Raw genomic sequence first — 18,917 nt, forward strand, 5'->3', positions numbered from 1 at the left:
GTCGAGCATGGCTCGACTCTACAGGTCGCGTGCCTTCAACCAGCCATCAATCGTGGCCGGCACTTCGCGCTGGGCGCGGCCGGACACATAGATACCAATGTGGCCACCGCGGAAACTGGACTCGGTGTAGTCGTCCGTGCCCAGGCGCCCACGCATCGCGCGCGAGGCGTCCGGCGGTACCAGATGGTCCTGCTCGGCATAGATGTTCAGCACCGGCAAGGTCACCTGCGACAGATCCACGGCTTCCTCGCCGATCCGCACCGTACCGTTCACCAGGCCGTTGCCCTGGTAGAACTGCTTGATGAAGTCACGGAACGCCTCGCCCGCCAGGTCCGGCGAATCGAAGATCCATTTTTCCATGCGCAGGAAATCCTCCAGCGCCGCCTTGTCGTCGAGGATATCGAGCAGACCGACGTACTTCTGCACGTTCAGGCGGAATGGCTTGAGCATCAGGTAGCTGGCATTCATCAGGTCAGCCGGTATGTTGCCCAGCGTATCCACCAGCAGATCCACGTCCACCTGCCGCGCCCAGTGCGAGAGCATGTTGTCGGCCGTCTGGAAATCGACCGGGGTGACCATGGTGATCAGCTTGCCCAGCTTCTCCCGGCGCAGCGCGGCATAGCACAGCGCGAACACACCGCCCTGGCAGATGCCGAGCAGGTCGATCGGGCCGCCACTGCGCACGCGCAGTGCATCCACCGCACCATCGATATAGCGCAGCAGATAGTCCTCCAGCGTCTGGAAGCGCTCCGAACGATCCGGGTAGCCCCAGTCCAGCACGTACACGTCCTGCCCGAGCGCCAACAGCTTCTGCACCAGGGAGCGGTCGGCCTGCAGGTCGACCATGTACGGCCGGTTGACCAGCGCGTAGACGATCAGCAGCGGCGTGCGCCGGGTCGGCGCCTGTTCGCCGACGAAGCGGTAGAGCACCACCTTGCCGTCGCGCCACACTTCCTCGCGGGCGGTCACGCCATAGTCAACGTCTTCCACCTGCGGCAGCAGCTTCAGCCCTTCCATCAGCTTGCGCTGCATCGCCATGGTTTCCTGCATCAGGTCATCGGCGTTGAAGCCCAGCGGTCCCTTCATCGGTCACGTGCCCGTGAGGTGGTGCGAGATTCGGACTTTTTGGCAGCCGCCTTCTTTGCCGGCGCGGCCCTCTTCGCGGCCTTGCGGGCGGCTGGCTTCACCTTCGCCGGCGTCGGCTGCGCCACCGGATCGACCGCAGCGGTTCCAGCCAGCACCGCCACTTGTGTCTGCAGCCGGCGCAGGCTGCGCTCCAGCTCGGCGATGCGGCGGTGTGCGGCATCCATCTCGCTGCGGGTCGGCAGGCCGATACGTTCACTCATCTGTTCCACCTCGCGCTGCAGGCCGGCGCGCAGACGCATCTGCGCGTTGCCCAGCGAGGCGTACACCTGCTGGAACGGTTCGGACATGGCGACCTTGGCGTAGGCCTCCTCGGCCACTTCGATCCACAGGTCGAACATCGCGCGGGCGCTGGTCAGCTGGCTGCCGGGCTGCTCGTGCTCGGCCAGGCGCTGCTCGAACAGCGCGAAGGCCTCGTCCAGTGCCTGCTTGATCTGATCGACATAGGCGCGCGAATGCTGCTGGTATTCCTCCTGCGCACGCAGCAGGGCCTGCCAACGCGCCTGGTGCTCGCGGCCGGGGCCGAATGCCGGGCTCTGCAGCCACGGGCCCGCCTGCAGCTGGAACTGCTGCAGCCAGGCGGCGAACTCCGGAACCGCGGCGCCGGCGTGGGTGCTGCCACGGGCGCCCTGCAGCATCCATTGCAGCATGCCGTCGCCCTGCCCCTGCACCGCCTCGCGCCAGGCCTGGGCGACGTCGGCACTGCTGGCGTCGCGGCCGGCAAACCGTGCGGCGACCTCCTGCATGGTGCCGTACCAGCTGCCCGCCTGTTCGCGGAACCGGCGCACGGCATCTTCCGGCGCGCCGGGCGCCTGTTCGGGCAGCAATTGGCCCCACCAGTCAAACAACCGTTGCCAGCTGCCGGGGTCGTCACCGGCAGGTGCAGCGGGCGCGCCCGCATGGCGCAGAGCATCACCCCAGGCGCCGAAGTACTGCCGGGCCAGCGTCTCGAAATCGCTACTGCCGGCATCGTGGGCCGAGCTGGTCATCGCAGGCCTCCGCAGGGCTGGCTCATGGCTTGGGGATACGCAGGGTCTTGCTGATCATCAGCGACCCGGACAGGGCGAACAACAGCACCATCGGGTGCAGCTGCCACGGTCCGATCTGCCACTGGCCGAACCAGATGTTCTGGCCGATGGCATCGGTGCCCGCGGCGATCGCCAGTACGATCACCAGCACCAGGCTGGTCGGGATCGGGGTGCCCTCGAAATACGTGACCTTGCCCTCATCGCCGGTCATTGCCTCGGCTGTGACGTTGTAGCGTGCCAGGCGGCTGACGCCGCAGCAGACGAAGTAGCTCAGCACCAGCCAGTCCCAGCCACCCTGCATGCCGCAGGCATAGGCCAGCGCCGCTGGGGCCACCCCGAAGGAGATCACGTCGGACAGCGAGTCCAGCTCGCGGCCCAGGGTGGAGCTGGACTTGCGCCAGCGCGCGATGCGCCCATCAAGGGCGTCGAAGATGAAGGCCAACGGGATCAGCGCCATGCCGAACAGCAGGTAGCCACGCTCGCCGTCCTGCAGGAAGCGCATGGCGGCAAATACCGCACCGGTGCCGCAGAAAGCATTGGCCAGGGTGAACCAGTCGGCCAGCTGGAACTCGCGCAGCATCGAGAAGTGACGTTTCATGGGGACTCACGGAGCATCAAGGCCCACAGGTTACCGCGAGCGCCGTCGCTGGTGACAGCGCTGACGGGGTCCACCCTTCACCGCCCCCTCACCCGCCCTCACCGGCGGTGAATTTTTCGCCACCCATCTTGACAGCCTAGGGGGGTGGCGCCTGTCGCGGCTTATCCACAAAGTTGCCCACGCGTAATCCACACCCCCTGTGGACAACCAGATCTCACCGACTGCGACGGTGGACATTTCCTCATCACCCTGACGCGGGGTTTCCCTACTTCCCAAGCCGCGAGGTCGGCGCTATGGTCACCGGCGGGCCCGCCGCCGCCACGCCCGATTCCTGGTGACGGGCGATGATGATGCCGGATGCTTCCACCCTGGCCGCGCAGCTGCGAAGGCCCCGCCGCAGCGCCGCACTGGCGGTCAACACCCTGTGCTTGTACTTCCGCCTGCTGCTGGCGCAGCGGCGCTGAAGTGGTAGAGCCGGCCGCTGGCCGGCTGCCCCTGCCATTCCGGGGTGCCGGACGGCGGCAGGCAACTACCCAGCCTGCACCCGCCGCCAACGCGCGAAGCACAACACCTGCAGCACCAGCATGGCCAGCAACCCCAGCGGCCACGCCCACCACACGCCGGCCAGCCCGTGCTGCGCCTGCATCCACATCGCCAGCGGCAGTTCCACCAGCAGCACCGCTGCCATACCCAGCAACGCTGGCAACCATACCGTGCCGCTGCCGCGCATCACCCCGACAAGCACCGCGCTGATTCCCATCGCCAGCACGCCCCACACCACAGTGCGCAGCTGCAACGCAGCCAGCTCGCGCACGTCGGCTGCCGCCAGGATCAGCCCGGTCAGCCCGCGCGCCAGCGCCACAACCAGCACCACCACCACGCTCAGCGTCGCCAGCGCCACCAGCACACCAGTCCGGGCGATGGCCGGCAGCCGTGCTGTACGCCCGGCGCCCATCGCATGCGCCGCGAGGATGGTGGCGGTGATCCCCAACGACATTGCCGGCAACTGCACCCAGTTCATCAGCTGGTTGACCGCACCGTAGGCGGCCGTAGCGGTGTAGCCGTAACGGTTGATCCAGCCCAGCAACACGATTTCGGCGACGGCCAGGCTGAGCATCTGCAGCGAGGAGGGTATGCCGATGCGCAGCATCGATCGGATGATCGCGCCATCGAAACGAATGGCATGCAACAACTCAGGGCCCGGTGCAAGGGGATGTCCTGCCCGATGCCAACGCAACAACAGCCAGCCCAGGGCCAACAGCGAGGCAAACGCCGCCGACACCGCCGCACTGGCCGATCCCAGCCGCGGCAGGCCGGCCCAGCCCAGAATCAGCAGCGGCGTGCACAGCAGGCCGACCGCCGTGGCCAGCAGCAGCGCATGCAGCGGCGTCTTCGCATCGCCTACTGCGCGGCTCACGGCAGTGGCCAGCCACAGGAGGAAGAACGCCGGCGCCGCCAGCAGCAGCACGCGCGCGTAGACGATGGACTCACCGAGGATCGGTGCCGGTGTACCCAGTGACATCAGAAGCTGTGGTGCGAAACCGCTCCCCAGAGCCATCACCAGCACCGACAGCACAAGGATCAGCGCCACCGCACTGCCAGCCACCGCGCGCACCTGCTGCGGCCGACCCGCACCCCAGGCGTGCCCGATCAGCACCATCGCGCCGGTCGCTAGGCCCATCACCAGGGCCAGCAGCAGGAAGAAGACCGGGAAGAACGCGGCGGCCACGGCCACCGCCTGGGTACCGAGCAGATGGCCGAGGTAGATGTTGTCCAGCGTGCCTGCGGCCAGCTGCAGCGCATTGGTCAGCAGCATCGGCAGCAGCAGGGCCAGGTAGGTGCGCCACAGAGGCGGCGCGACCAGGGGCGTGGGATGTACAGGGGAGTTCATGGGGTTCTCTGGGCAAGGCGCTGCCCTGCCCGGCGTTTCCACCAGCAAAGCAAGCACAGGGGACCGGGCCGTGGCCCGCGATCAGGTGGCGCCGCCGTTCAACGACGGCGCGATGGATCAGCCGTCAGCGCTGTCGAACGCCAGACGCAGGGCGTGGTCGCGCACATCCCTGGGCCAGGAATGCAGCACCGCTTCCAGGCCCGCACGGTCGTGCGCGAACAGCACGCGGATGGCCTCCTCGAAGCCCGGCAGGTCGCCGACGATGGTCTGCAGGAAGTGATAGGCGCGTTCGGCATCGCGACGCCGGCGGTCCTTGTCCGCACCGGCGCGGCTGGCCGTCTCCACCAGTTTTCGCAATGCCACCGAGGCGCCGCCCGGCTGCTCGGCCAGCCAGGCCCAATGGCGCGGCAGCAAGGTCACTTCACGGGCGACCACGCCCAGCTTGGGGCGGCCACGGCCACGCGGGGTCGCAGCGTCTTCGGCAGTGATTTCGGCATCCGCCTCGTCAGAGGCGGGAAACGCTTCGGTTACCCGCGCCAGCAGTTCCTCGTCACTGCCGCGCGTATCGAAATCGCGGGTGCGACCGGTGGCGTTGTCGAACACCAGCAATGGTCCGGCAGCGTTGTCGGCGCGCAGCCGCTTGAGCGCCAGTGCCGCCACTTCCGGGCTGCCGCAGGCAACGAGGCGATGGCCGTCGAAACAACTGAAGGGAGGGAGTCGGGACGCAGGCATGGCAATGGCATCAGAGGTGATGCGCGAATATTGCCCGGGTAATTTATGGCTGTCAATATTGCCCGGGCATTAATCGACCAAAAGAGCGTGCCAACCCAGATTGGCACTCCCCGGAATGGTTGGCACCTCCCCGATTCACCGGGTCACAGCCGGCTGTAGGACCAACTGACCATGCGCCCGTCCTTGTACGGCATCACGCCGTGGAACGGGCGCGGGTCGGCGTCGAACACCAGCGGCAGGAAGTTGCGGTCGCCTTCCCACATCGGCAGCGTGTCCAGCTTGTCCAGATCTACCCACTCCAGCGTGCCTTCGTGGTTGCCGCCGTGCGGGGTACCTTCGAAGCTGTCGATGACGAACACGAAGCCCAGCCAGTCTTCGCCGTGCTTGCCGAAACCGGGCCAGCTGAGAGTGCCGCGCAGGCGCATGCCGGTGCAGTCGATGCCGGCTTCCTCGGCAATCTCGCGGCGCATGCTGGCCGCCACGTCCTCGTCCGCTTCGATCTTGCCACCCAGGCCGTTGTACTTGCCGAGGTGATGGTCACCGGGGCGCGTATTGCGATGGATCATCAGCACCTGGCGACGATCGGGCGACAGCACATAGCCCAGAGTGGCGACGATCGGGGTGTACGGCATGGGGCGGCATCCAGCGGCAGGTCAGCCCTGGATTATGGCCGATCAGCGCACGAGCGACAGGCGGCGCTCGGCAGGCGCACCGGCGCCATCGGGATCACGGCGCAGCGTTGCGACGCCGTGGCCGCGCTCGGCCAGGTATTCCAGCCACTTGCCGAGGAAGGTGTTCATCCGCATGCGATGACTGATCAACTCCGCCGGCGGCGGGTACAGGCCCATGGTGTCCTGCCAGCGGCGGCCGACGTAGCAATGGGTGGTCTCGGCCTGGCGCGCGTCACGGTACAGGCGAACATAGGCCGAGGGATCCGGCTCGCCGGTGACCGGGTCGGCAATGTCGTAGGTCAGCCGCAGTTCCACCGTATAGCGGTGGCACTCGATCACGTCCAGGCGGACATCCAGGCCGTCGCCGATCGAGGAAATGTAGCTGCCCGCCGCCAGTCCCGCCGGTTCGAACAGGCGCACCAGATGGCGGTAGTTCTCCGCGTACAGGCCCATCAGCCAGCTCAGCCGGCTCAGGCGGGGAATGCGTTCGGTACGGGGCAAGGCTCGGGCCATGGGTCGATCCTACACGTTGGTGCTTCAACGTGGGGGCGCCTCAAGCCACAGCCAACCCGACGACGACGATCCCCCTGCAGGGCCGAGCCCACGCTCGGCTGCGCTTCGGCCAGAACCCGGTGGCCCAGCCGAGCGTGGGCTCGGCTCTACGGGCGCAGCCAGGCGCGCCGGAAAGGATCAATACAGCTCGCGCTGCAGACCCAATGTGGCCAGCACCTTGCTGGAAATCTCCTCGATCGAGGTGTGGGTGGTGCTCAGGGTCGGGATCCGCTCCATGCGGAACATGGTCTCGGCCGCGGCCACCTCCCGCTTGCAGGTGTCCAGGTTCGCGTAGCGCGAGTTCGGACGGCGCTCCTGGCGGATCTGCTGCAGGCGGTCCGGATCGATGGTCAACCCGAACAGCTTGCGCCGGTAGTTGCGCAGGCGCGGCGGCAGGCGGTCGCTTTCCAGGTCCTCGTCGGTCAGCGGGTAGTTGGCCGCGCGCACTCCGTAATGCAGAGCCAGGTAGATGCAGGTGGGCGTCTTGCCGGCGCGCGACACCGCCACCAGGATCACGTCGGCATCGTCATAGTTCACTGCGATGCCGTCGTCATGGGTCAGGGCGAAGTTCATCGCGTTGATGCGGCGGTGGTACGTGTCGAAATCGACCATGCCGTGGGCCTGGCCGACCCGGGCCAGGCGAGGGCTGGCCAGTTCGCGCTCCAGTGGCTCGATGAACGGCGCGAACACATCCAGCATCAGGGCACCGCTGTCGGCCAGGATCAGACTCAGGCTCTGGTCCACGCAGGAGTTCACCACGATCGGCCGGACCTGGTACCGCTCCCCCGCCGCCTGGATCCGGGCGCAGGCTTCACGCGCTTTTTCAGGGTCGTCGACAAACGACATCCGATCGGTAATGAAGCTGAACCCGGAGAACTGGGTCAGCAGGCTATGCCCAATGGTTTCAGCGGTGATACCGGTTCCATCGGAAACGTAGAACACCGGACGGATGGTCGACATGCGCGCTTTTACCCCCTACGAAGCTTAAAAAGGCCGCCAGCACAAGCTTGTGCCGACGGTGCTCTGCCCGGCATCATATCGGCTTCTTCCTACGGACGCGGCCACTCAGCCCGCCTCGGGCGATGGCCAAACGGAGCATCGCGCTTGAACGAGAACATCCTGTGGTTGCACGAACTGCGTCTGGCCGATCTGGCCCGCGTAGGCGGCAAGAATTCGTCCCTGGGCGAGATGATCGGCAACCTGGCCGGTCTGGGCGTTTCGGTGCCGGGCGGTTATGCCACCACCGCTGAAGCCTTCAAGGACTTCATCGCGCACAACGACCTGTCCAAGCGCATCTTCGACAGGCTGGCCACGCTGGACGTCGAGGACGTCAACGCGCTGACCGCCGCCGGCAAGGAAATCCGCGGCTGGGTAATCGACGCCCCGCTGCAGCCGCAGCTGGACCAGGACATCCGCACCGCCTACGCCAAGCTGAGCGCCGAGAATGGCGGCGGCGACGTGGCCGTGGCCGTGCGTTCGTCTGCCACTGCCGAGGATCTGCCGGATGCGTCCTTCGCCGGCCAGCAGGAAACCTTCCTCAACGTGACCGGTGCCGACGACGTGGTGCACAAGGTCAAGGAAGTGTTCGCCTCGCTGTACAACGACCGCGCCATCGCCTACCGCGTGCACCACGGCTTCAAGCATGAGGACGTGTTCCTGTCCGCCGGCGTGCAGCTGATGGTGCGTTCGGGCGTCGGTTCCTCCGGCGTGCTGTTCACCCTGGACACCGAGTCCGGCTTCCGCGACGTGGTGTTCGTCACCTCCTCGTTCGGCCTGGGCGAGATGGTCGTGCAGGGCGCGGTCAATCCGGACGAATACTACGTCTACAAGCCCACCCTGCAGGCTGGCAAGCCGGCGATCCTGCGCCGCTCGCTCGGCAGCAAGGCGATCCGCATGGTGTATTCGGATGTCCCCGGTGAGCGCGTCCGTATCGAAGACACGCCGGCCGAACTGCGCACCACCTTCTCGATCAGCGACGAGGACGTGCAGGAACTGGCCAAGCAGGCGCTGGTCATCGAAAAGCACTACGGCCGCCCGATGGACATCGAGTGGGCCAAGGACGGTGTCAGCGGCAAGCTGTTCATCGTGCAGGCGCGCCCGGAAACGGTGAAGTCGCGCAGCCACGCCACCCAGATCGAGCGCTTCGCGCTGACCGAGAAGGGCGGCAAGGTGCTGGCCGAGGGCCGTGCCGTCGGCGCCAAGATCGGTTCGGGCGTGGCCCGCGTGGTGAAGACGCTGGACGACATGAACCGCGTGCAGCCCGGTGACGTGCTGATCGCCGACATGACCGATCCGGATTGGGAACCGGTGATGAAGCGCGCCTCGGCCATCGTCACCAACCGCGGTGGCCGCACCTGCCACGCCGCGATCATCGCGCGCGAGCTGGGCGTGCCGGCCGTGGTTGGTTCGGGCAACGCGACCCAGGTCATCGAAGATGGCCAGCTGGTCACCGTCAGCTGCGCTGAAGGCGATACCGGCTTCATCTACGAAGGCAAGCTCGGCTTTGAACGCACCACCACCGATCTGGGCAACATGCCGCCGGCGCCGCTGAAGATCATGATGAACGTGGCCAACCCGGAACGTGCCTTCGACTTCGGCCAGCTGCCGAACGCCGGCATCGGCCTGGCCCGCCTGGAAATGATCATCGCCAGCCACATCGGCATCCATCCGAATGCGCTGCTGGAATACGACCGCCAGGATGCGGCGACCAAGAAGAAGATCGACGAGAAGATCGCCGGCTACGGTGATCCGGTCAGCTTCTACGTCGACCGCCTGGCCGAAGGCATCGCCACCCTCACCGCCTCGGTCGCCCCGAACGCCGTGATCGTGCGCCTGTCGGACTTCAAGTCCAACGAGTACGCCAACCTGATCGGCGGCAGCAACTACGAGCCGCACGAAGAGAACCCGATGATCGGCTTCCGCGGCGCCAGCCGTTACGTCGATCCGAGCTTCTCGGCCGCCTTCGCGCTGGAGTGCAAGGCCGTACTGCGCGTGCGCAACGAAATGGGCCTGGACAACCTGTGGGTCATGATTCCGTTCGTGCGCACCCTGGAAGAAGGCCGCAAGGTAATCGAGGTGCTGGAACAGAACGGCCTGAAGCAGGGCGAGAACGGCCTGAAGATCATCATGATGTGCGAAGTGCCGTCCAACGCACTGCTCGCCGATGAGTTCCTGGAGATCTTCGACGGCTTCTCGATCGGCTCCAACGACCTGACCCAGCTGAGCCTGGGCCTGGACCGCGACTCGTCGATCGTCGCGCACCTGTTCGACGAACGTAACCCGGCGGTGAAAAAACTGCTGTCGATGGCGATCAAGTCGGCACGTGCCAAGGGCAAGTACGTTGGCATCTGCGGCCAGGGCCCGTCCGATCACCCGGATCTGGCCGAATGGCTGATGCAGGAAGGCATCGAGTCGGTGTCGCTGAACCCGGACACCGTGGTGGATACCTGGCTGCGCCTGGCCAAGCTGAAGGCCAACGGCTGATGCCGTGATGGGCTGACGTCGCTTTCATCGACGTCCGCCCATACTGCTGCTGCACGCAAGCCCCGCCTCTGCGGGGCTTGCTGTTTCTGGCGTCCACGCACGCCGGGCCCCACGCAGACATCGCTACGCAGCAAAGGACTTCCGCATGATCGCCGCCGCACCTCCCACCCCCGCCCCCGCCGCAACGCCCTGGTTCCACTCGCTCAACTGGGAGCGCCTGCTGGAAACCTACGGTGTGCCGTTACTGGCCGCCATCGTGGTGCTGCTGGTGGGCCTGTGGGTGGCGCGTCGCCTGTCCAACGCGATGCCGCGCGCCACAGCGCGCATGGGCGTGGACCCGATGCTGGGCAGCTTCCTGCGCAACGTGGTGTACGCCGCATCGCTGGTGATCGTGGTGGTGCTGGCCATCGGCACGCTGGGCGTGCAGATCACGCCGCTGCTGGCCGTGCTCGGCACCGCCGGCCTGGCCGTTGGCCTTGCCCTTAAGGATTCGCTGTCCAACATCGCCTCGGGCGTGATGCTGGTGACACTGCGGCCGTTCCGCGTCGGCGACGTGGTCACCGTTGCCGGACAGACCGGCACGGTGCGCGAAGTGCGCATTTTCCAGACCGTCATCACCGGTGCCGACAACCAGCACACCACCATTCCGAACACGCTGATCACCGCCGCACCGATCATCAACCTGACCGCCGAGCCGACCCGCCGCGTCGAACTGGTGATCGGCATCGGCTACGAGGACAACATCCAGCTGGCGCGCGATACCGCGCTGGCGTTGATGAAGGCCGACCCGCGCGTGCTGCAGACGCCGGCACCGGACGTGGTGGTGTACGAGTTGGGGGCGCACGCGATCAACCTCGGCATCCGCTGCTACGTGAAGTCAGCCGACTGGTTCGGCACCAAGGTCACGCTGCTGGAGCAGCTGAAGCTGGGCTTTGACAGGGCCGGCATCAACATCCCGTACCCGCAGCAGGACATGCACCTGTACCTGCATGGGAAGGATGGCGGTGTGGTCGAGGCGGACGCGCTGGTGCGCGACAAGCCCTGATCCCAAACAGAAATGCCGGCCAGCGGCCGGCACTACCCTGCCCCGCGCCCCCTGGTAGTGCCGGCCGCTGGCCGGCACCCACCCATCTCCATGCACCGGTAGTGCCGGCCGCTGGCCGGCAGCCTTCAGGATCAGGCCGCGACGCTCTCTTCCAGCGTCGGGTAATCGGTGAAGCCGACCGCCCCGCCACCGAAGAACGTCGCACGATCCGGCGGATTCAGTTCCGCACCCAGGCGCAGACGCTCCGGCAAATCCGGGTTGGCGATGAACGGGCGACCGAAGCCGATCAAGTCGGCCCAGCCTTCAGCCAGTGCCTGCTCGGCGCGCTCGGCGGTGTACTTGCCGGCGTAGATCAGCGTGCCCGGGTAGACCATGCGCAGCGCCTGCTTGAACGCCACCGGCATCAGCGGTGCATCATCCCAGTCGGCCTCGGCGATGTGCAGGTAACCGACGCCGAGCTCACCCAACAGGTGGGCTGCCGCCAGATAGGTCGCCTGCGGCGTATCGTCCACCGCACCCTGCAACGTGGTCAGTGGCGCCAGGCGCACGCCGACGCGATCACCACCGACCACCGCAACCACCGCCTGCACCACCTCGCGCAGGAACCGCAGGCGGTTCTGCAACGCGCCGCCATAGCCGTCGGTGCGCTGGTTGGCCTGCGAGTCGATGAACTGGTTGATCAGGTAGCCATTGGCACCGTGCAACTCCACGCCATCGAAGCCTGCGTCCAGCGCGCTGCGTGCCGCCTGGGCGTAGTCGGCGACGATGCCGGGAATCTCGTCTTCGCGCAGCGCGCGCGGCATCGAATGCTGGATCATTTCGCCCACCCCGGCTTCGGGACCTGCCCCGGTCGGGTCGACAAACACCTTCACGCCTTCCGCCAACAACGCCGACGACGACACCGGCGCGGCGCCACCCGGCTGCAGCGCCACGTGCGAGACCCGGCCGACATGCCACAGCTGGGCGTAGATGCGACCACCGGCAGCGTGCACCGCATCGGTCACCCGACGCCAGCCCTGCACCTGTTCCGGGCTGTGGATGCCCGGGGTCCAGGCATAGCCCTGGCCCTGCGGGCTGATCTGGGTGCCCTCGCTGACGATCAGGCCGGCACTGGCGCGTTGGGCGTAGTAGGCGGCCATGTCCGCGGTGGCGACGTTGCCGTCGGCGGCACGCGAGCGGGTCATCGGCGGCATCACGATGCGGTTGGGCAGGGTCAAGGCGCCCAAGCGGTGGGGAGTGAACAACATGGCGGCGATCTCTTGCGGGGGGACTGCCGCAAAGGATGGGGATGCCAACTGCCAGGCAACAGGCATGCACTGGCAAAACAGTTGTTCCCCGAAGGCAAGGATGGCCAGCCGGGGGGCAGAGCCCCTTCCTGCGGAACGGGATCCGGCCCCGCGCGCAACCGGGGTCGGATCCCTTTGCACCGCAAAGGGCTCCGACCCCGAAGCCGGTTACAGCGTGGGTTCGATCAGCACGCCGCCATGCGCCACGCGGTCATAGCAGGCGCGCACCACATCTTCCCCGTACTTCAACTCCAGCCGGCGCACGATGAAGTGACCACGCGCCATGTCCTGGTAGTAGTCGGTGAACATGGTGTTCAGCGTTGCACCCGCGGCGGCACCAACGATCGGCACCGCCTGCGCGGCGAACTTCTCGGTAACGACCACGCCGAAGCGCGCCGCCACCTTCTCCACCATCTTCGCCAGCAGCTTGCCGGCTTCCTTCGGCGCCACGCCCAGCGTCAGGTCGCGGCCGGTCACCACCCGCCCGGCCAGCTCGGCCGACAGGTGGCGCATCACATCGGTGGTGAAGCCGCGGGCCAGGTAATAGCCCGTCTCGCTGGCGTCATCACGCGGCGAGTTGCCGCCCAGCGCGAACACTTCCAGGCACGCCTGGCGGGTGCTGAACTCGGACAGGTCAAACCCCTCGCTGCGGGCGACGTCGGCCACCGCACGCATCATGATCGTGGTCGACACCGGCAACTCGATGAGCAGGGCGGCAAAGCCGAAGGCACCGCCGACCGCACCGGAGGTGGCTGCCGCCAATTTGTGCCAGCGGGTCGACGCTCCCTTGCCGGGCGAGTTGTCCATGCTCCACAGGGCTGCCTGCGCCGACTTGGACAGTGCCGCCTGCACCGCACCGTGGATGCGGTTGGAGACCGAACTGGGCAGCGCCTTCACCGCGAACTCCAGCGGCGTACCGACCAGGTTCGCCATGCGCGCGGTCAGGGTCGGCGCTTCCAGCAGCGCCACCGCGCGCTGCAGGTCGGACCAGTCGCGGGCGTCATGGGCGATGTCGCGGGGAAGCAGGATGGGCTCGTTCATGGCGCCGATCTTAGCGCCCGGAAGTTGAACGGTTCGTCGTGGGTCACGTCAGAAGGGGCGGATCCGGCGCCTTGCCGGCCAGCGGCCGGCACTACCCGTGGGCGTGTCACCCGGCGGCGTCGTTCAGGCAGCCGGCAGGCCCGACAGCGCGCCCATGAACTGACGGTAGTGGCGCAGCTCGGCGATCGAATCGTGCACATCGCTCAACGCGGTATGGTTGCTGTTCTTGCCGACGCCGGCGGCCACGCTCGGCGCCCAGCGCTTGGCCAGTTCCTTCACCGTGGACACGTCCAGGTTGCGGTAGTGGAAGTACTTCTCCAGCCTCGGCATCTGGCGGTGCAGGAAGCGGCGATCCTGGCAGATCGAGTTGCCGCACATCGGCGAAAGACCGGCCGGAATCCACTGCGCCAGGAAGTTCACCGTCTGCGCTTCGGCCTGGCCCAGGGTGGTGGTGCTGTCCACCACGCGCTGCCACAGGCCGGAACGACGGTGCTGGTTGCGGTTCCACTCATCCATCGCTTCCAGCGTTTCCAGCGGATGGTGGATGGCAAACTCGGGGCCTTCAGCCAGCACATTGAGCTGGGCATCGGTGACCACGGTGGCGATCTCGATGATCGAATCGTTGTCGGTATCCAACCCGGTCATCTCCAGGTCGATCCAGATCAGTCGCTCGTTGGCCGCGCCGGTGTCCGCCATTGTGTCGCCTCGTTGCTGGGCAGGCGCGCGGCCTACCGGTGAAGGAAAGAGGCGCCCATCATACCCGTTCGCCCCTCAGCCCTCGCCCGCATGGTCTTCCAGCAGCAACGGCGGCTTGCCGCGCTTGGCGCGGAAATAATTGGTCAGGCGCATGCTGGCCTCCTTGGCCAGCACCCCACCGTGGATTTCCACCCGGTGATTGTGCCGGGCATCACCCAGCAGGTCGAACACGCTGCCGCAGGCGCCGGTCTTGGGGTCGCTGGCGCCGTAGACCAAGCGGGCGACGCGTGCATGCACGATGGCCATCGCGCACATCGCGCAGGGTTCGAGGGTCACGTACAGGGTGCTGCCGAGCAGCCGATGATTGGCCAGCCGCGTGCCGCCGGCGCGCATGGCCACGATCTCGGCATGCGCACTGGGATCGTGCGAGGCGATGTTGAGGTTCCAGCCCTCGCCCAGCAGCTGGCCATCGGCGCCCACCAGTACCGCGCCGACCGGAATCTCGTCGAACTCGCGCTGCGCACGCTCGGCCAGCGCCAGCGCATGGCGCATCCAGTGTTCATCGGCGTCGTGCACCGGTACACCCAGGGCATCGGTCATGGCGGTTCTCGCGTGTCTGCAGGGCCAGGACGGCCGCCGGGGCCGCATTGTACGCCCGCGGCCGTGCAGGCGGCGCGCGTACAGGCGGTGCCATTGCGCGCGACCGGCGGTCCAAGCAGCGAGCGCGCTGAAGCCAGGCTGCAGGCCTCATACTGGGCCCTTCCGCAAGCACCTTGGTGAACCCATGACCACCCTTCGCCCCTCGCGCGCCGACGACGGCGCCGCCCTCGTCGACCTCTGGCGCCGCGCCGTCGACGCCACCCACGACTTCCTCAGCGCCGAAGACCGGCAGGCCATCGATGCCGAAGTCGCCAGCTTCCTGCCGCAGGCGCCGATGACCGTTGCGGTCGATGCACAGGATCGGCCACTGGGCTTCATGCTGATCGACGGCACGCACATGGAAGCGCTGTTCATCGATCCGGACGTGCGCGGCACTGGTATCGGCCGGCAACTGCTGCAGCACGCGCTGGCCCGGCATCCGCAGCTGAGTACCGACGTCAATGAGCAGAACGCACAGGCCGTTGGCTTCTACCTGCGCATGGGCTTCGTCGAAACCGGCCGCTCACCGCTAGATTCGCAGGGCCGTCCGTATCCTCTGATCCATCTCCGGCACGACGGCTGACATTGGACGGATATTCGAGGCCCGCCCCCGATCATCAGGCCGTGGCTTCGAATGCCGGTGAGTACTGCACCTCTCCCTGCGCCATCGACGGCCTCAGGTGCAGCGCCTGGAAGTACTCTGGCGGCACACCCGGTAGCACCAGGCCGGGCTCGGCGCGGAATCCGAATCGACCGTAGTACGCGGGTTCTCCCAGCAATACGCAGCCCTGCGCCCCCTGCTCACGCAGTGCATCAAGCGCCGCATGCATCAGCGCCGCGCCGACACCCTGCCCCTGCCATCCGGGCAGCACCGAGATTGGTCCCAGGCCAAACCAGCCCGTACTGCCATCGCTGATCGTCACCGGCGACAAGGCAACATGCCCGACGACCTGCCCGTCCTTCTCGGCGACCAGCGAGAGACTCAGCTCTCCACGCGAACGCAGTGCATCCACAATAAACTGCTCGGTGTGGCTGCTGTGCGGGGCTTCGCGGAAGGCTGCCTCGGTGAGTGCGTGGATGACAGCGCGGTCTTCGCGGATTTCAGGGCGGATCGTGCAGTTCAAGGAGGGCGCCTTCAATGAAGTGATGGACATGTGAATGATTGATTTCAGTCACGGATTCAGCCGCAGACCTGCCTCCGGCAGCAATGCCAACGTGATGATCGCGAGCCTTGTGCGGCAAGCGATCCGCCCGGGCAATGCTTCCCCGGGGCGTCAAAAATCCGTCTCCAAGGGTGGCACAGCGCTCCCGGCACGTTCCATAATCGAGATACCTGCCACCCAGGAAGGATAGATGGACATGGACGCACGATGCAGGCTCGCGCCATGGGTGTAGCTCGCCCCGAACCCAGGGGGCGGCCGCTCCTGGCATTGCTCGCCCTCGTCCCGCTGGCGGCATGTTCGCCCTACGCCGACGCCGAGCGTGACGTCGCCGCGGGTGGACGCGGCCTGGCCAAACTCAACCCGGCGCCGAAGCAGGCCTACGAACTGGTGCTGACACTGAAGGACGCGCCGGGCCCGTTCGCGATCGTGGAGGGCGTGGCCCAGTACGACGTCAGTAACTACGAAGACTGCGGGCGGATCATATGGTCCACCGGTACGGCAAGCCGCATTACCAGCCAGGAACCGGTGGAACTGCGCAGGGTTGGCGAGAACGAATACCGCGGTACGTTCTACCTCGACCGCATGCAGGATCAGGACTATTACGATCGCGGTACGTGCCACTGGACGCTGACCGGTGTTGGCGCGATGTTGCGTGCGACGAACGGCGAAGCCGATACGCGATTCCTGACCTACGTCAATAAAGAGCGCATGGACGCAGGATCGCCGCTGACTCTCTACTACCCGAAGACTGCCTATCCCCGCGCCGAGCTTGCTGCCAACTTCCCTGCCAGCGGTAAAGAAGATCCGTCAGCCTACAGGGAGGATCTACGCAATGCGCTGTTCTCATCTACCACCACTGTGCAGAAGCTTGTGCCATGAACTGCCAGTGTCACATTTACACCTACCCCCAAGGAGGCCGACATTGCGCCACAAGATGATTCCGTGCCTTGCTCTGCTTCTGTTGACCGCCTGCCATCCGGAGACCGCCATGAACCAGGAACGTGCCGCTGCTGAAGCCGATGTCGCCCAGGGTGGGCGCGGGCTCGCAAAGCTCAACCCCAGCCCGCGCAAGGCCTATGAACTGGTGCTGCGCCTGAAGGACGCCCCGGGTGATTTCGCTGTGGTTGAAGGCGTGGCCCAGTACGACGTCACCAACGAAGACCAGTGCGGCCACATCGAGCCGGCCACCGGCACGGCTGCACGGATTACCAGCCAGGAACCGGTGGAACTGCGCAAGGTCGCCGATGGCGAGTACCGGGGCACGCTGTATGTGGACCGCATGCTGGACGAGGACTACTACGGTCGTGGTGTCTGCAAATGGGAATTCACCGGTGCAGGCGCGATGCTGAAGGCAACGGGTGCTGAAGAGGAGACCCGCTTCCTGACCTTCGCTGACGCGGAACCGCTGATCGAAGGGAAAACGCACACGCTTTTCTATCCTGATCTCGTCTATCCGCGGACAGACCGTGTTCCCAATTTCCCGGCAAGTGGCGAGTCCGATCGCAGCGGTTATGCCGTCGATCTGCGGGACAATTTGTTCACGATCAGTCTTTCTGCAAGTGAGGTGGCCCCGTGACCATCACCTCACAAGACTACGCCGCCTTATCCAATGACGCATATAAGGATCGCGCTGTCGGTCGACGCGCCCCTGGTCAAGAAGAGAAGGTCATACTGAACGGCCATGAGTACAAGATCCTTGAGCATGTCGACAATCGGCTCAATGGTTATCAAGGTACGGTCTATCAACGCGTAGACAGCAAGGAAATCGTCATTGCACATCGGGGCACCGAGCAGATCGGGCGCGATGGCATCCTGACGGATGGAGGCATGGTCGTCGCCCGCACCAATGTGCAGGCACCTGACGCGATCGCATTGACGCAGAGAACGCTCGAAGCCGCAGCGGCGCAGTCCCGCTTGAGCGGCGGACCAACTCCTCAAGTCACCGTCACCGGTCACTCCCTCGGTGGCGCTCTGGCCCAGATCACCTCGCACCATTTCAACGTCAAGGGCGAAACCTTCAACGCCTATGGCGCGGTCAGCCTCAGCTACCGCATCCCGGAAGGCGGCAACACCATGATCAACCATGTCATGGCCTCCGATCCGGTCAGCGCGGCGTCGCCGCACTTCGGCCAGGTGCGCATCTACGCCAGGCCGAATGAAATCAGCACGCTCGCCGCGAACGGTTTCAGCAATCACTCGTTGCGCGCCCTTATCCCCGACCGGCCGATCATCGCCGCAGGCAGCTCGTTCGGCGCGCACAAGCTGGGCAACTTCCTCGGTGACGGCTCGGTGCTGCAGCACCCGGAAACGCAGAAGCTGGCAAAAGACAACGCCAGGATGATCGAGGAGTACCGCGACGACGTTGAATCACTGCGCCGTGGTGTCACCCGCGCGGCGCGGGGCATTCCAGGCGGCGCCGTCGACCTGTACGACCACATCCGCGGCCCGCTGCAGCCCGGTGAGCCGGCACGCCGCGAAGCGGAGAAGAACGGCCATCACACCAGCATGCTGCGAATGGACGATGCCAACCATGTGGGCAACCCACTGTTCAACGACGCGATCCGTGGCGTGCACGCGCAGGATGTCCGCGTCGGCCGGGTACCAGACGTGATGAGCACGCAACTGGCAGGCAGCCTGGCCGCCGAAATGCACGCAGCAGGCGGCAAGCGCATCGACGAAGTGGTCATGAATGCCGATGCCTCGCGCAGCTTCGCCGTGCAGGGCCAGGGCGGCGACCCCGCCCACCTTCGCGTATCGGTCGATACGGCAGTGGCGATGAACACCCCGCTGGAACAGAGCAGCCAGCGCATCGACCAGCAGGCCGCCGACCAGCGCGTTACGCTGGAGCGCGACCAGCAGCTGGAACAGCAGCGGAACCAGACCCCCAGCCTGCAGGCCTGATGCAGCGCGGGAGCCGGTCAGCCCGGCTCCCGCATCACTTCGAGACTC

19 protein-coding genes are annotated in these 18,917 nt (G+C 66.2%); 6 read left to right on the forward strand and 13 right to left on the reverse strand.

The features are described 5' to 3' along the window. Positions 1-18 precede the first annotated feature (18 nt). The 8 genes from phaC to ACEPA4_RS12255 all read right to left on the reverse strand — a co-directional run bounded on the left by phaC (position 19) and on the right by ACEPA4_RS12255 (position 7,575). The gene (phaC, locus tag ACEPA4_RS12220; protein ID WP_065196101.1) at positions 19-1,086 is read right to left on the reverse strand and encodes a class III poly(R)-hydroxyalkanoic acid synthase subunit PhaC; all 1,068 of its coding nucleotides are present in this window, start codon (positions 1,084-1,086) and stop codon (positions 19-21) included. Further along, a complete protein-coding gene (gene phaE, locus ACEPA4_RS12225; protein WP_139727285.1) occupies positions 1,083-2,132 on the reverse strand; it encodes a class III poly(R)-hydroxyalkanoic acid synthase subunit PhaE in 1,050 nt (349 codons plus the stop codon). The genes phaC and phaE overlap by 4 nt, the downstream gene beginning before the upstream one ends. Before the next feature lie 22 nt (positions 2,133-2,154). Beyond that, positions 2,155-2,769: a phosphatidylcholine/phosphatidylserine synthase gene (locus ACEPA4_RS12230; RefSeq protein WP_019660264.1), complete on the reverse strand. Its 615-nt coding sequence runs from the start codon at positions 2,767-2,769 to the stop codon at positions 2,155-2,157. A gap of 529 nt (positions 2,770-3,298) precedes the next feature. Beyond that, positions 3,299-4,660: an MATE family efflux transporter gene (locus ACEPA4_RS12235; protein WP_065178522.1), complete on the reverse strand. Its 1,362-nt coding sequence runs from the start codon at positions 4,658-4,660 to the stop codon at positions 3,299-3,301. Positions 4,661-4,777: 117 nt separating this feature from the next. Further along, positions 4,778-5,392, reverse strand: a complete 615-nt coding sequence (locus ACEPA4_RS12240) for a DUF2239 family protein (RefSeq protein WP_139727288.1) — start codon at positions 5,390-5,392, stop codon at positions 4,778-4,780. Between the two features lie 143 nt (positions 5,393-5,535). After that, positions 5,536-6,024 (reverse strand): 8-oxo-dGTP diphosphatase, encoded by a 489-nt coding sequence (locus ACEPA4_RS12245; RefSeq protein WP_005417168.1) that lies wholly within the window; start codon positions 6,022-6,024, stop codon positions 5,536-5,538. Between the two features lie 42 nt (positions 6,025-6,066). Beyond that, positions 6,067-6,576, reverse strand: a complete 510-nt coding sequence (locus tag ACEPA4_RS12250) for a DUF1249 domain-containing protein (protein ID WP_032954273.1) — start codon at positions 6,574-6,576, stop codon at positions 6,067-6,069. Positions 6,577-6,753: 177 nt separating this feature from the next. After that, positions 6,754-7,575: a pyruvate, water dikinase regulatory protein gene (locus tag ACEPA4_RS12255; protein ID WP_005417170.1), complete on the reverse strand. Its 822-nt coding sequence runs from the start codon at positions 7,573-7,575 to the stop codon at positions 6,754-6,756. Between the two features lie 144 nt (positions 7,576-7,719). Between ACEPA4_RS12255 and ppsA the strand changes: the two genes are divergently transcribed. Together ppsA and ACEPA4_RS12265 are read left to right on the forward strand one after the other, a co-directional pair. After that, a complete protein-coding gene (gene ppsA / locus ACEPA4_RS12260; RefSeq protein ID WP_053499806.1) occupies positions 7,720-10,098 on the forward strand; it encodes a phosphoenolpyruvate synthase in 2,379 nt (792 codons plus the stop codon). Between the two features lie 145 nt (positions 10,099-10,243). Then, positions 10,244-11,143: a mechanosensitive ion channel family protein gene (locus ACEPA4_RS12265; protein ID WP_065186198.1), complete on the forward strand. Its 900-nt coding sequence runs from the start codon at positions 10,244-10,246 to the stop codon at positions 11,141-11,143. Between the two features lie 131 nt (positions 11,144-11,274). Here ACEPA4_RS12265 and ACEPA4_RS12270 read toward each other — a convergent pair whose 3' ends face one another. From ACEPA4_RS12270 to tadA, 4 genes are all read right to left on the reverse strand, one after another. Further along, positions 11,275-12,390: an alkene reductase gene (locus tag ACEPA4_RS12270; RefSeq protein WP_065186148.1), complete on the reverse strand. Its 1,116-nt coding sequence runs from the start codon at positions 12,388-12,390 to the stop codon at positions 11,275-11,277. A gap of 207 nt (positions 12,391-12,597) precedes the next feature. Continuing rightward, on the reverse strand, positions 12,598-13,470 hold the full coding sequence (locus ACEPA4_RS12275; protein WP_005417175.1) for an EcsC family protein: 873 nt from the start codon (positions 13,468-13,470) through the stop codon (positions 12,598-12,600). A gap of 123 nt (positions 13,471-13,593) precedes the next feature. Further along, complete coding sequence (orn, locus tag ACEPA4_RS12280) at positions 13,594-14,166, reverse strand: oligoribonuclease (protein ID WP_053499815.1); 573 nt, start codon at positions 14,164-14,166, stop codon at positions 13,594-13,596. A gap of 75 nt (positions 14,167-14,241) precedes the next feature. Then, positions 14,242-14,766 (reverse strand): tRNA adenosine(34) deaminase TadA, encoded by a 525-nt coding sequence (gene tadA / locus ACEPA4_RS12285; RefSeq protein ID WP_005417177.1) that lies wholly within the window; start codon positions 14,764-14,766, stop codon positions 14,242-14,244. 184 nt (positions 14,767-14,950) lie between these two features. Here tadA and ACEPA4_RS12290 point away from each other — a divergent pair, with 184 nt between their 5' ends. Then, positions 14,951-15,388 (forward strand): acetyltransferase, encoded by a 438-nt coding sequence (locus tag ACEPA4_RS12290; RefSeq protein ID WP_065186149.1) that lies wholly within the window; start codon positions 14,951-14,953, stop codon positions 15,386-15,388. A gap of 34 nt (positions 15,389-15,422) precedes the next feature. Here ACEPA4_RS12290 and ACEPA4_RS12295 read toward each other — a convergent pair whose 3' ends face one another. Continuing rightward, positions 15,423-15,929 (reverse strand): GNAT family N-acetyltransferase, encoded by a 507-nt coding sequence (locus ACEPA4_RS12295; RefSeq protein ID WP_005417179.1) that lies wholly within the window; start codon positions 15,927-15,929, stop codon positions 15,423-15,425. A 246-nt stretch (positions 15,930-16,175) separates the two neighbouring features. Here ACEPA4_RS12295 and ACEPA4_RS12300 point away from each other — a divergent pair, with 246 nt between their 5' ends. Genes ACEPA4_RS12300 through ACEPA4_RS12310 form a run of 3 tightly spaced genes read left to right on the forward strand, consistent with a single transcriptional unit; the run spans position 16,176 to position 18,869 of the window. Next, positions 16,176-16,847 carry a hypothetical protein gene (locus tag ACEPA4_RS12300; protein ID WP_164093640.1) on the forward strand — a complete coding sequence of 224 codons (672 nt, stop codon included), beginning with the start codon at positions 16,176-16,178 and terminating at the stop codon, positions 16,845-16,847. Between the two features lie 43 nt (positions 16,848-16,890). Then, the gene (locus ACEPA4_RS12305; RefSeq protein WP_065186150.1) at positions 16,891-17,544 is read left to right on the forward strand and encodes a hypothetical protein; all 654 of its coding nucleotides are present in this window, start codon (positions 16,891-16,893) and stop codon (positions 17,542-17,544) included. Continuing rightward, on the forward strand, positions 17,541-18,869 hold the full coding sequence (locus tag ACEPA4_RS12310; RefSeq protein ID WP_262089762.1) for an XVIPCD domain-containing protein: 1,329 nt from the start codon (positions 17,541-17,543) through the stop codon (positions 18,867-18,869). Before ACEPA4_RS12305 ends, ACEPA4_RS12310 begins: the two co-directional genes overlap by 4 nt. Positions 18,870-18,917 lie beyond the last annotated feature (48 nt).

It is taken from the genome of Stenotrophomonas sp. P2112, from assembly GCF_041897515.1.
GTDB classification, from domain to species: domain Bacteria; phylum Pseudomonadota; class Gammaproteobacteria; order Xanthomonadales; family Xanthomonadaceae; genus Stenotrophomonas; species Stenotrophomonas sepilia.

What these genes read in the sequence shown, in the direction of transcription:
- phaC (WP_065196101.1), bottom strand. Translation starts at nt 1,086, where the DNA reads ATGAAGGGACCGCTGGGCTTCAACGCCGATGACCTGATGCAGGAAACC.
- phaE (WP_139727285.1), bottom strand. Translation starts at nt 2,132, where the DNA reads ATGACCAGCTCGGCCCACGATGCCGGCAGTAGCGATTTCGAGACGCTG.
- ACEPA4_RS12230 (WP_019660264.1), bottom strand. Translation starts at nt 2,769, where the DNA reads ATGAAACGTCACTTCTCGATGCTGCGCGAGTTCCAGCTGGCCGACTGG.
- ACEPA4_RS12235 (WP_065178522.1), bottom strand. Translation starts at nt 4,660, where the DNA reads ATGAACTCCCCTGTACATCCCACGCCCCTGGTCGCGCCGCCTCTGTGG.
- ACEPA4_RS12240 (WP_139727288.1), bottom strand. Translation starts at nt 5,392, where the DNA reads ATGCCTGCGTCCCGACTCCCTCCCTTCAGTTGTTTCGACGGCCATCGC.
- ACEPA4_RS12245 (WP_005417168.1), bottom strand. Translation starts at nt 6,024, where the DNA reads ATGCCGTACACCCCGATCGTCGCCACTCTGGGCTATGTGCTGTCGCCC.
- ACEPA4_RS12250 (WP_032954273.1), bottom strand. Translation starts at nt 6,576, where the DNA reads ATGGCCCGAGCCTTGCCCCGTACCGAACGCATTCCCCGCCTGAGCCGG.
- ACEPA4_RS12255 (WP_005417170.1), bottom strand. Translation starts at nt 7,575, where the DNA reads ATGTCGACCATCCGTCCGGTGTTCTACGTTTCCGATGGAACCGGTATC.
- ACEPA4_RS12265 (WP_065186198.1), top strand. Translation starts at nt 10,244, where the DNA reads ATGATCGCCGCCGCACCTCCCACCCCCGCCCCCGCCGCAACGCCCTGG.
- ACEPA4_RS12270 (WP_065186148.1), bottom strand. Translation starts at nt 12,390, where the DNA reads ATGTTGTTCACTCCCCACCGCTTGGGCGCCTTGACCCTGCCCAACCGC.
- ACEPA4_RS12275 (WP_005417175.1), bottom strand. Translation starts at nt 13,470, where the DNA reads ATGAACGAGCCCATCCTGCTTCCCCGCGACATCGCCCATGACGCCCGC.
- orn (WP_053499815.1), bottom strand. Translation starts at nt 14,166, where the DNA reads ATGGCGGACACCGGCGCGGCCAACGAGCGACTGATCTGGATCGACCTG.
- tadA (WP_005417177.1), bottom strand. Translation starts at nt 14,766, where the DNA reads ATGACCGATGCCCTGGGTGTACCGGTGCACGACGCCGATGAACACTGG.
- ACEPA4_RS12290 (WP_065186149.1), top strand. Translation starts at nt 14,951, where the DNA reads ATGACCACCCTTCGCCCCTCGCGCGCCGACGACGGCGCCGCCCTCGTC.
- ACEPA4_RS12300 (WP_164093640.1), top strand. Translation starts at nt 16,176, where the DNA reads ATGCAGGCTCGCGCCATGGGTGTAGCTCGCCCCGAACCCAGGGGGCGG.